General features: G+C 37.9%; 12 protein-coding genes. 10 read left to right on the forward strand and 2 right to left on the reverse strand.

Translation table 11 applies throughout. The features are described from left to right. Positions 1–54: 54 nt before the first annotated feature. The 4 genes from IGJ53_RS02440 (at position 55) to IGJ53_RS02455 (ending at position 3,853) form a co-directional block, all read left to right on the forward strand. Entirely contained in the window at positions 55–1,383 is a 1,329-nt protein-coding gene (locus IGJ53_RS02440; RefSeq protein ID WP_010731960.1) for an FAD-containing oxidoreductase, read from the forward strand. Positions 1,384–1,404: 21 nt separating this feature from the next. Continuing rightward, positions 1,405–2,031, forward strand: a complete 627-nt coding sequence (locus tag IGJ53_RS02445; RefSeq protein WP_010731961.1) for a cysteine hydrolase — start codon at positions 1,405–1,407, stop codon at positions 2,029–2,031. A 182-nt stretch (positions 2,032–2,213) separates the two neighbouring features. Then, positions 2,214–2,795 (forward strand): TetR/AcrR family transcriptional regulator, encoded by a 582-nt coding sequence (locus tag IGJ53_RS02450; RefSeq protein ID WP_010731962.1) that lies wholly within the window; start codon positions 2,214–2,216, stop codon positions 2,793–2,795. Positions 2,796–3,277: 482 nt separating this feature from the next. Beyond that, the gene (locus IGJ53_RS02455; protein WP_010731963.1) at positions 3,278–3,853 is read left to right on the forward strand and encodes an SOS response-associated peptidase; all 576 of its coding nucleotides are present in this window, start codon (positions 3,278–3,280) and stop codon (positions 3,851–3,853) included. Positions 3,854–4,060: 207 nt separating this feature from the next. Here the strand turns inward: IGJ53_RS02455 and IGJ53_RS02460 are convergent, their stop codons facing one another. After that, positions 4,061–4,663 carry a flavin reductase family protein gene (locus IGJ53_RS02460; protein WP_002374939.1) on the reverse strand — a complete coding sequence of 201 codons (603 nt, stop codon included), beginning with the start codon at positions 4,661–4,663 and terminating at the stop codon, positions 4,061–4,063. Between the two features lie 73 nt (positions 4,664–4,736). On the opposite strand from IGJ53_RS02460, the gene IGJ53_RS02465 reads away from it, so the two are divergent. After that, positions 4,737–5,420, forward strand: coding sequence for an ArsR/SmtB family transcription factor (locus tag IGJ53_RS02465; RefSeq protein ID WP_010731964.1), 684 nt, complete (start codon positions 4,737–4,739; stop codon positions 5,418–5,420). 61 nt (positions 5,421–5,481) lie between these two features. Here IGJ53_RS02465 and IGJ53_RS02470 read toward each other — a convergent pair whose 3' ends face one another. Continuing rightward, on the reverse strand, positions 5,482–6,312 hold the full coding sequence (locus IGJ53_RS02470; RefSeq protein ID WP_010731965.1) for a manganese catalase family protein: 831 nt from the start codon (positions 6,310–6,312) through the stop codon (positions 5,482–5,484). Between the two features lie 207 nt (positions 6,313–6,519). Between IGJ53_RS02470 and IGJ53_RS02475 the strand changes: the two genes are divergently transcribed. The 5 genes from IGJ53_RS02475 to IGJ53_RS02495 are packed head-to-tail and all read left to right on the forward strand — an operon-like array spanning position 6,520 to position 10,794. Next, positions 6,520–7,854 (forward strand): ABC transporter substrate-binding protein, encoded by a 1,335-nt coding sequence (locus IGJ53_RS02475; protein WP_259741760.1) that lies wholly within the window; start codon positions 6,520–6,522, stop codon positions 7,852–7,854. Between the two features lie 40 nt (positions 7,855–7,894). After that, positions 7,895–8,806 carry a carbohydrate ABC transporter permease gene (locus tag IGJ53_RS02480; RefSeq protein WP_002291248.1) on the forward strand — a complete coding sequence of 304 codons (912 nt, stop codon included), beginning with the start codon at positions 7,895–7,897 and terminating at the stop codon, positions 8,804–8,806. Then, positions 8,803–9,657 (forward strand): carbohydrate ABC transporter permease, encoded by an 855-nt coding sequence (locus IGJ53_RS02485; protein WP_010731967.1) that lies wholly within the window; start codon positions 8,803–8,805, stop codon positions 9,655–9,657. The genes IGJ53_RS02480 and IGJ53_RS02485 overlap by 4 nt, the downstream gene beginning before the upstream one ends. Continuing rightward, positions 9,654–10,274, forward strand: coding sequence for a YesL family protein (locus tag IGJ53_RS02490; protein WP_002374945.1), 621 nt, complete (start codon positions 9,654–9,656; stop codon positions 10,272–10,274). The genes IGJ53_RS02485 and IGJ53_RS02490 overlap by 4 nt, the downstream gene beginning before the upstream one ends. Position 10,275: 1 nt before the next feature. Further along, complete coding sequence (locus tag IGJ53_RS02495) at positions 10,276–10,794, forward strand: phosphatase PAP2 family protein (protein WP_002374947.1); 519 nt, start codon at positions 10,276–10,278, stop codon at positions 10,792–10,794. Positions 10,795–10,915 lie beyond the last annotated feature (121 nt).

Genomic DNA, 10,915 nt, shown 5'->3' on the forward strand with positions numbered 1-10,915 from the left:
GGTTATCATATTTTTGTACCAATCGGTAGGTAAAAAAGAAGCGAGGGAAAAAGGATGGAAAAATATCAAAATATTGTGATCGGTTTTGGAAAGGGCGGTAAGACTTTAGCGAAGGCGTTAGCCTCAAAAGGCGAATCGGTTTTAGTCGTTGAAAAGTCAACACGTATGTATGGCGGAACATGTATCAACATCGGCTGTATTCCTTCTAAATCATTGATTTTCAATGGAGAAAGAGGAATCGACTTTACAGAGGCTGTTGCTCGGAAAGAAAAATTGACGGGCATGCTTCGCGCCAAAAATTATCATATGATCAGCGATGAGGCGACTGGGACAGTGATGGACGGTACAGCACGTTTTCTTTCTAACCATCAAATCGAAGTGACGAATAATGGTGAAAAAGTGATTGTTGAAGGCGAACGGATTTTCATCAATACTGGTTCTGAACCAATCATTTTACCAATCAAAGGATTGAATACAAGTCGCTACTTGATTGATTCTACGCAAGCAATGGATCAGGAACAATTACCGGAAAAATTAGTGATCATTGGGGCTGGATATATTGGTCTGGAATTTGCATCAATGTTCAATGAATACGGATCTAAAGTTGTCGTTCTTGATGCCCATCCTGAATTTCTTCCTCGTGAAGATGAAGACATCGCACAAATGATTTTAGAAGATTTGACGAATGCAGGGATCGAGTTCCACTTAGGTGTGACTGTCGATGAAGTAGCAGACCAAGAATCAACAGCTGCCGTTACCTTTACAGAAGATGGACAAGAAATAACAATCCAAGCGTCAAAAGTTTTGGCTGCAACTGGTCGAAAAGCTAATACAGCTTCTCTTGGATTAGAAAATACAGATGTCAAACTGACCGATCGCGGAGCAATTGCTGTGGATGAATACCTTCGTACAGATGCGGAAAACATTTGGGCGATTGGAGACGTCAAAGGCGGACTACAGTTTACTTATATCTCTCTAGATGATTATCGAATTATCATGGATCAGTTGAAAGGCGAGAATACACGAACAACGAATAACCGGAAAGCTGTGCCTTACAGTGTGTTTATCACTCCAACTTTATCCAATGTAGGATTAACAGAAAAACAAGCTAAAGCACAAGGCATCAATTATAAATTATTCAAGTATATGACAAGCGGTGTTCCTAAAGCACAAGTATTAGAAGATCCTAAAGGGGTATTCAAAGTTTTAGTTGATCCTGAAACTGACTTGATTCTAGGTGCAAGTATCTATGCGGAAGATTCTCATGAAGTCATCAACTTGATTTCGCTAGCTATGAATGGAAAACTTCCTTATACGTTATTGAGAGATCAAATCTATTCTCATCCAACAATGAGTGAAGCTCTAAATGATGTATTAAAATAAATAACGAATGGAGAATTTATCATGTTCAACAACAAAAATACAGCAGTAGTTCTAACTGACCCGCAAGTCGAGTTCTTGAAACCAGCAGGCGGTGGCTTTGGTTTGACAAAAGATATCTTAGAAAAATACAATACGATCGAAAATATGATCGAAATGGTGAAACAAGCAAAAGAAAAAGGATACAAACTCTTTATTTCTCCTCATTATTTTTATCCACATGACCATAAATGGCAATTTGGCGGTGCAGGAGAACATATGATGCTTGAGCAGCAGATGTTTGCTAGAAAAAGTCAATATGATCCAGTGGAAGAAGGTTCAGGAGCCGATTTTATCGAAGAATTGAAACCATATTTGGATGAAAATACGATCATCAGCTCTCCTCATAAAATCTTTGGACCAGAAAGCAACGACTTAGCGCTTCAATTGAGAAAAAATGGAATCGACACAGTAATTCTCGGTGGAATGAACGGAAACTTGTGTAGCGATTCCCATATGCGTGAATTGGTAGAGAGTGGATTCAATGTTGTTGTAGCGACAGATGCAATTGGTGCTCCTGGCCAAGAAGCAATGGATGCAGCGTTGACGAACTTTGGTTTTATTGCAGACCAAGTGATGACAACAGAGGAAGTATTAGAGCAACTATCATAAGATAGGAACTGCTTTTGTCCTCGCAGTTCTTGAATCAATGAACATCTAGCTACAAGAGAACAGTTTTATAGTGAGGGCTGTGTCAGATAATTTGGCACAGTCTTTTTTAAACGATTAGGAAGATAAAATGATGAATTTATTGTATAATATAGGACTATGAGAGATGAAAAAGGAGAATATCATTGAAAACAAAGGAAAAGATCTTGGAAGCGACCAAAGATCTTATTTATAAAAAAGGCTATCATGAAACGTCGATCCGGGATATTCTAGCAGCTTCTGATACGGGAAAAGGTCAATTTTATTATTACTTTTCTTCAAAAAAAGAAGTTTGTCTAGCGGTGATCCATGCGCATATGGACGTGTGGCAGACAGAATTGTTTGAAGACATCTTAAATGCTGGAAAACAGCCAGAAGAAGCACTAGAAGAAATGTTGGATTGGATTTTCGCTGATCATGAGGCACAAATCACTTATCATGGCTGTCCTGTGGGGAATTTGATTATTGAGTTGAGTACAGTGGATGAAGAATTCCGTCTATTGCTACTAGAATTAGTCAATCAATGGGTCAAGTATACGAAACAAAATATCTTGGCACTTTCTGAAGAAAAACTGTCCGATGCAGAGGCAGACCGTCAAGCCAAAGCGTTGATTGCTGAAATCCAGGGCAGTATCTTATTGTTGAAAGTCACACAAGATCTATCACTACTTAGACAGAATTTCCAATTGATCAAAGAAAGATTGTTAACTTCGCAAAAGGTTTTTTAATAGTTAGAGGTTGTGAAAAAGCTGCCCTGCATCAAGTAATAAGAACAGCCAAATAAAAATAGCTCCTCATATTTTTCGTTTGGTTGGGCTTATTACCGCAGATGTAAGCTGATTGAACACCGTTTAAGGAAGAGGTTGTAAAAAAGTCGCTTAGTTTCGAGTATTAAGAAAATTTTTGTGAAAATGGCTTTCTACATTTTTGCATAAATTTGGCTTAATACCGAGAAACTGGCTTTTGAACACCGTTTACCCAGAGGTCGTGAACCTGCCGTTTCACTCTGAGTCACAAGGAGCAATTTCAAAAAAACAGCTTCTCATGTTTGATGGATATTGTGACTTGTGACCGAGGCGTTGGTAGGAGAAAACGTTTACTGGAGAGTTTGTCACAACTTTTTTTAATTCTCCATCCATTGAAAGCGTTTTGTTGGTGTGAACTTCTTGTTGCAGTGTATGATAGATAAAAAGAGGGGGGAGGTATTAGGATGTGTGGTCGTTATTTTTTTGATCTAGAGTCGGAGCTCCTTCAGAATTATTATCGAGAAGCCCAGAAGAAACAACCGGAACAGGCAGCAAAATTAGCAGCTGGAGAAATCTTTCCGTCAAATCTTGTTGTGACATTAAGAAAAGAGGAAGAAAACAATCTCACTCCGGAAATCATGAAGTGGGGATTTACCGGATTTAAAAAAGGACAATTGATGATCAATGCCCGAGCAGAGACAGTAGAAGAAAAAAAGACCTTTCATCAACCATTTTTGCAAAATCGTTGTGTTTTCCCAATGAGCGGCTTTTATGAGTGGAATGAAGAAAAAGACAAATTTATGTTTTCAAATAAGGAAAAAATAGTGTATATTGGCGGCTTTTATCGTAGCCATCACGATGAAAAAACGGCAGAATCGATCATAATGACTACTGAACCTAATCGCACAGTTGCACCAATCCATGACCGAATGCCGCTTGTCTTGACTGAAGAACAAATCGAACCTTGGATAACAGATATTTCTTTTGCGCGAAAAATCATTACTCAGCAGATACCTGAATTAGTAATGGAGAAGGTATAACATAATCGATTTTTCAAAGAAAGAGCGGCAAAAAACAAAAAAAGACTTCAGCACAGATCCCAAAAACAAAGAGAACAGAAGAAATGCTCATAAGCTGCATATACTGCATATACTGCATCTATAGAGTCACATTCGACCTTATAGCTTCTATTTGTTTTTTACTCGTGCTGCGAGTCTTTTTTTGTTTATACCTAACGATGTTTATCATTATGACTCTTTGAATTCTTGGAATCTAAAATTCAAACTTAACGACTGGTTGGCAGTTGTATATTCTCTGAATTTATAGATAAGAGGTTGCCATTTATCCACATTGATATGAGTTGGATCATGTAAAATCCCTTCTTCTACAAAAATAGCTACGATCTCACATTCTACAATAGCAAAGTCTTCTCTAGTTGAAATTCGTTGAACCAACGTTTCTATTTGAATCGGGCATTCTTTGATCCGAACAGTTGCAACTTCTTCACCTGCTAGTTTTGTGAACTTTCCCAATTGAAATTTGTCAGAGCAAAAGGAATAGCCAGCTTTTTGTTTATAATCGGGCATGATAGGATGGCCTGTCGTCTTTGCGATTTTCTCGATTTTTTCCCAAAGCGTTTTATCTGCAAGATTGAAGGTAGCGGCATGTCCCACTTTTAAATTTGTATACCCTTTACTGTGCATACTGATCCCAATGACAATCGTTTTGCCAAGTGTCCAAGTGGAGCTGATTGGCGTAAGGTTGTCATTACCAGTCATTTCATCCTTAGTCGTCATCAGCACGACGGGAAATCCGTAATAGAAACTTTCTTTTTCCATTTTTTTAAACATAATCCTCACCTCTGAATATAGTATACTAAGCTTATTCCTCGATGCTCATCGATGTGTGAAAGGAGAGAAAAAAATGGCTGGATTTCCTGATCTTCAGCAAACGACTAAACTCTTAGCAGATCATTCGCGACTTGAGATCCTTACTTTATTGATGGATGGAAGGTTCCATACCGTGCATGAACTAGCAAAGAAAGCAAAAATAAAAGATCACACGGCATCTTATCATATAAAAAAACTTCATTCTCTTGATTGGGTGATGTCTTATAAACAGGGAAGAAATGTCTATTATCGATTATCATCTCTGGAAATCGCTGATTTGTTAGAAAATCTTATGGTAGTTAGTCCGGTTAAACCGATCAAATCATTTAATGAAAACAAAGAATATAGTGAATTAAAAGCAGGAAGATCTTGTTATCGGCATTTAGCCGGTGTGATAGGTGTATTTTTTTTCAACTTTCTCCTTCGAAACAACTATCTTGTGATGGAAAACCATCATGTGGAACTTACAGAAGAAGGCGTTTGTTATTTCAAAGACTTAGGAATAGATATTGACGCACTGAAAAAACAATCTGGAGCACTTGTGAAGCCTTGCTTAGATTGGACAGAACGAACATTTCATTTAGGAGGAAATCTCGGGAACGCGTTTTTCCGATGGTGTAAAGAGAAAGAATATATCACATTGAATCCAGAAAACAGAGGTGTTCGCTTAACTGCTGAAGGAAATTTATTTTTCAAGAAATTTGAATCGAGCCAATAGGAAAGTCGTTTCTAATACAATAAAAAGGTTGTGACAAAAATCTTGTCACAACCTTTTTTTCTTATTTCTTGAATGGAGGTGTCCCATACATTTTTGGTGTTACTGGTTCTAATTTTGGTGCAGCGCCTTCGATCTTAGGTTCTTTCAACCATTGATATTCGCCTTCGCCATCCAATGCTTTGCCGCTAGCCCAAGAACCTTCACTACTTTGGTCTCCCTCTGAGAAGTTATAGAAGTCATAAGCAATGTCTTTTCGTTCTTTGTCACGTGGGAAAGTACTTGGGACTAAGATCGAACCTTCTTTTTCTTCTAATTCTTTCACTGCACATGCCCATTGGTTTTGATGATAGCTATCTCTTGCAAGGAGAACAGACAGCATATCTTTTACGCCACGATCATCGATCATTTCGTAAATACGTGCTACTTGAAGTCTTCCTTGTGATTCGGCATTTAAATTAGCTCTAAAGTCTGCTAACAAGTTGCCACTCGCAATGATATAGGCACCGCTCCATGGATTGCCCACGCTGTCAGCAGGACGAGGTCCTAAGCCAGCTACGATCGCGTGCTGTGGATTCATTCCAGAGATAATGGCACCGATTGTTGGATCTTTTTGCATCGCTGCTTCTTGATCTTCAACAGGCGCACCCTCTAATAAACGAGCAACCATTGTCGCCAACATTTCCACGTGGCCGATTTCTTCTGTTGCAATGTCCATCAGCATATCTTTATATTTTTCTTCTCCTCGGCAGCTCCAACCTTGGAACAGGTACTGCATAGCTACACTCATCTCGCCATATTGGCCGCCGATCAGCTCCTGCAGATATTTCGCGATTAATGGATTCGGACGATCTGGTTTTGCTTCAAACTGCAATTCTTTCTGGTGTCTAAACATCAAAATTCCTCCTAATCTATTTTTAATACATTCTCATTCTGCTACGAAAGATTAAAAAATTCAAAGAAAACGCTCGCTAATTATATGAAGTGTTGGTATAATTAATAATTTTTCGAGAATCATACCTTATAAATTGTTATTTTCAGAACAAAATGATATCGTTATATTAAAACCGACATCGGTTACATTAAAATTTGGAGGTAAAATATGAAAAAATTATTGTTTACAGGATTGCTGGCAAGTTCAGCATTGTTTTTATTAGGAGGATGCGGATCAAGTAATACAAGCGATGCTAGCTCAAGTGCAGCAAATTCTTCTGAAAAAACAAGTGATGGAAGAAAAAATATTGATTTCTGGTCCTTTTGGGGGTCGGGCGCACGAAAAGAAGCCATCGAAGAAATCATTGAGGATTTCAACCAATCACAAGACGAGATCCATGTAAATTATAAGTATCAGCCATGGGGGGATATTTGGACCAAATCTTTATCTGCAATAACGGCTGGAAATGCACCTGATGTTATTGTACAGGATATAAATTCCGTTGCCCAAAGAGCAGAAGCACAGCAAGCAACTAATCTCTCCGAGTATGTAGATAAAGACACTTCTAAGGATTTTTATCCCCAGCTTTGGGACACAGTAGAATATAAAGGTGATCCTTACGCCATCCCATTCAATACAGATACACAAGTCATTTTTTATAATAAAAAGTTATTTAAAGAAGCTGGGATCAGCGAACAAAATCTACCGACAACTTGGGATGAATTAGAAGAAACAGCACGTAAACTAGATAAAAAAGAAGGAAAAGAGTTTACGCGTATCGGTTTTTATCCATTATGGAATTTAGGTGCTGATGTATGGGCATTAAACGCAGACAACGGGACTAGTTGGTTTGATAAGGACGAAAAGGTCAAGATTGATACTAAAAACAAAGTGGAAGCCTTGGAATGGATCCAAGACTGGCAAGATTATTATGGAAAAAATACAATCAACAAATTAGAAGCAGAATTTGGTTCTGGTGTGTCTGATCCATTTATTTCTGGATTAGTAGCCATGCGCGCCCAAAATATCAATTATTACTCTAGCTTGATGGAAAACGCACCGGATGATTTTGATTTTGGCGTGATGCAGCTTCCAGAAAAAGAGGAAGGTTCAGGTCATTGGTCATGGGGTGGCGGATTCGTCTTGGAAGTACCATACGGAGCAAAAGATCCTGAAGCCTCTTATGAATTCATCAAATATCTTTCTTCTCCAGAAGTACAAGAAAAATTCGGCGAAAAAAGTTTTGATATCATGGCAAGCAAGACAGCTAATGAGAAATTAGTGAATAATGACAACCTAACGGACAAAGGGAAAATGATCTATCAAATGGCGGACGAAAATTTTGAAAATACGGTGATCACACCAGTTCCTTTAGATGCACCGGATTATACGACATTAGTGAATGAACAGATCGACCAGATTCTTTTAGGAACAAAATCAGCAAAAGAAGGATTGGCAGATGCACAAAAAGCAGTAGAGAACTTAGTCAAGCAAAATCAATAATCCGTTTTTGACTGTCTAGGTACAGAGGAGGCAAGAAAATTTGAAGCGTTTATCTATCCGAAAGAAAAAAGAAGCAAGATGGGCCTATTTATTTATCTCGCCTTTTATTATCGGTTTTTTAATCTTTATGCTAGGGCCTATGCTTTTTTCAGTTATTGGTAGTTTCACCGATTATAATTTGACATCCAAGATGAATTTCATTGGTCTAGCAAATTTCAAAAGAATGTTCGTTCATGATGATTTATTTTGGAAATCGTTATACAACACCGTTTATTTCGTCATCTTCAATGTACCGCTGACGACGATTTTCAGTGTGTTTTTAGCCACAGTACTCAATCAAAAAATCAAAGGAATCAGTGTATTCCGTACAGTTTTCTATTTACCGGCAGTCTTATCAGGAGTAGCAGTCTACATCTTATGGATGCAGCTGCTTTCTCCATCTGCAGGATTGATCAACACATTTCTGGGCTGGTTCCATATCCCTGGACCAGCTTGGTTGTTTGATCCACAATGGACGAAACCTGCGTTGATTTTGATGAAAATATGGAGCTCTGGAGGAGCAATGCTACTTTACTTAGCTACATTACAAAATGTTCCTAGATCTTTATATGAATCAGCAGAAATCGATGGAGCAGGCGTTTGGGGAAAGTTCAAAAGTATTACTTTGCCATTAATCACTCCTATTATTTTTTATGATGTGATCACCTCTACGATCGGTTCTTTCCAAATTTTTCAAGAAGCTTATGTCATGACGAAAAATGGAACAGGTGGACCTGCAAATTCCTTGCTTTTTTATAATCTGCATATGTGGAATAAGGCGTTCGTCGCTTTTGATATGGGATATGCGATGGCTATGTCGATGATCCTATTTCTGATCGTTTTGGTTCTGACCTTCGTCAATTTGAAGCTTGCACCTAAATGGGTCTATTATTCTGGAGGTGACGGCAAATGATGGATTATTTTAAAAAGACCAGTGTGAATCGGCAATCAAAAAAGATGCTAAGCTATGTGCTTATGACGATAATAGGAATTATTTTGCTCATTCCATTGCTTTGGATGGTATTTACTTCATTGAAACCAATGGAAGAAATCGTTCGTTATCCTCCGACCTTTTTCCCAGAAAAAATCGTATGGGAAAACTATCTGGATACGATTGCCGCATTTCCTTTTTGGCGATATGCAAGAAATACATTATTCATCACTGTGTTGGTAGTGATCGGTAATGTCCTTTCGAATTCTTTTATTGCTTATGGATTTGCGAAGCTTGAATTTCCTGGGAAAAAGCTGATGTTTGCTTTGGTTCTTTCTACGATGATGATCCCGGGGTTTGTAACGATGATTCCTCAATATGTATTATTCTCCAAGATCGGCTGGGTAGGTACTTATTTGCCTCTGATCGTTCCATCGTTCTTCGGCAATGCGTTCAATATATTTCTGATGCGTCAATTTTACTTATCGATCAATAATGAATTGATCGAAGCTGCTGAAATCGACGGAGCGAATCATTTGTATATTTGGAGTCATTTGATGCTTCCATTGACGAAACCTGCTTTGATCACGATTGCAATCAATTCCTTCAACGCGGCTTGGAATGATTTCTTAGGTCCTCTTTTATATATCCAAGATCAAGAAAAATACACGTTGCAGATTGGCTTGCAAGTTTTTCAGAACCAAGCGACGACACAATGGAATTATCTGATGGCAGGAGCAACACTTGTCTTGATCCCGACCATCTTGCTGTTCTTTTTTGCACAACGTTATTTCATTGAAGGAATGGATTTGACAGGAGGTTCAAAAGGATGATGAATCGGTCGATTGGTAAAAGAGCCAATGATTATTTCTTAGAAATCATTGAATGGATTCCACGTCTTATCCAGTTACAGCTACTGTGGTTCCTGTGCGTCTTGCCTGTTTTCACATTAGGAACAGCAAGTCGAACAGTTCTGTATATGATTTATTATCACAAAAAAAATGAAGAGAAAAAGCTCAGTTCATTATTCTGGAAGAAGTTTCGTGAGAATATTTCTCTTTATGGAAAGCAAGATAGTTTAGCAAGTAGTTATTTTCTTCTTTTATTCATCGATTATCGGATTTTCCATTATTTGGGTGGGGGAATTGGCTATACATTGATGTATACTACGTTGTTTTTGCTTCTATTAAGTGCTGTTCTTTTTAGTTACAAAATCTTGCTTCAACTGGAAAATCAAAAAGAAGTCTCTTGGATTGCAGCATTTTTCTTGTTTTTTAATGATTTTAAAAGTGCACTTTTCTATTTAGCAGGTACGTCGATACTTCTGGTTGCATTATGGTTTGCAGGACCAATCTACCTTGCTTTATTAGGTTTCAGCTTCTTGTTTTATTTTCAAGTCCTGCTTTTTATCCATCGTACGCAAGAAAAGGGTCTTAAAAAGGAGGAATAACATGCTGCGTTTGATTGCTAAAATCGATGATAGTATTATCAATAAGTTTGCTAAACAACGAGAAACGGACAATCGGAAAATCAATTTTTTGAAGTTTATCAGTAATATCTCTAATGGCGGTTTTATTTGGCTGCTCCTTGCTACAGTTTTAGTTTTGGTACCTGATACAAGAGAATATGGTCTAGCTATTCTTATAGGCAGTCTAATCTATTTTTTTGTTGGTCTACTTCTCATTAAAAAAACGACAAGGCGGAAACGACCCTATGAAAAAAATCGTCGGCTTGTCCTTTACACAAGTAAACCGAAGACTTCTTCTTTTCCTTCAGGGCATACGGCACTTGCTTTTTTATCTGTAGCAGCGTTGTTCGAGTTAAGTCGTATTGCAGGAATACTAGCTTTTCTATTTGCTTGTTTGATCGCTTATTCAAGAATTTTTTTACTTTTACATTATCCTACTGATGTTTTAGGAGGAGCTATTTTAGGTAGTGTTATCGGCATCTTGTGTGCTGCCGTTATCTGAATCAATTGCATGAATAAAGCATGAATGCGTAAATACGCATTCGTGCTTTGTTTTTTTGTTTTTCAGGGAAACAGTCGGGGATTATTTACCTGTCTTAATAACTTAAGTTTTGCTAAATGAG

Origin of the sequence: Enterococcus sp. DIV1283b (assembly GCF_051710965.1) — a bacterium.
Lineage (GTDB): Bacteria > Bacillota > Bacilli > Lactobacillales > Enterococcaceae > Enterococcus_B > Enterococcus_B lactis.

What these genes read in the sequence shown, in the direction of transcription:
- IGJ53_RS02475 (WP_259741760.1), top strand. Translation starts at nt 6,520, where the DNA reads ATGAAAAAATTATTGTTTACAGGATTGCTGGCAAGTTCAGCATTGTTT.
- IGJ53_RS02465 (WP_010731964.1), top strand. Translation starts at nt 4,737, where the DNA reads ATGGCTGGATTTCCTGATCTTCAGCAAACGACTAAACTCTTAGCAGAT.
- IGJ53_RS02455 (WP_010731963.1), top strand. Translation starts at nt 3,278, where the DNA reads ATGTGTGGTCGTTATTTTTTTGATCTAGAGTCGGAGCTCCTTCAGAAT.
- IGJ53_RS02445 (WP_010731961.1), top strand. Translation starts at nt 1,405, where the DNA reads ATGTTCAACAACAAAAATACAGCAGTAGTTCTAACTGACCCGCAAGTC.
- IGJ53_RS02460 (WP_002374939.1), bottom strand. Translation starts at nt 4,663, where the DNA reads ATGTTTAAAAAAATGGAAAAAGAAAGTTTCTATTACGGATTTCCCGTC.
- IGJ53_RS02440 (WP_010731960.1), top strand. Translation starts at nt 55, where the DNA reads ATGGAAAAATATCAAAATATTGTGATCGGTTTTGGAAAGGGCGGTAAG.
- IGJ53_RS02490 (WP_002374945.1), top strand. Translation starts at nt 9,654, where the DNA reads ATGATGAATCGGTCGATTGGTAAAAGAGCCAATGATTATTTCTTAGAA.
- IGJ53_RS02485 (WP_010731967.1), top strand. Translation starts at nt 8,803, where the DNA reads ATGATGGATTATTTTAAAAAGACCAGTGTGAATCGGCAATCAAAAAAG.
- IGJ53_RS02495 (WP_002374947.1), top strand. Translation starts at nt 10,276, where the DNA reads ATGCTGCGTTTGATTGCTAAAATCGATGATAGTATTATCAATAAGTTT.
- IGJ53_RS02470 (WP_010731965.1), bottom strand. Translation starts at nt 6,312, where the DNA reads ATGTTTAGACACCAGAAAGAATTGCAGTTTGAAGCAAAACCAGATCGT.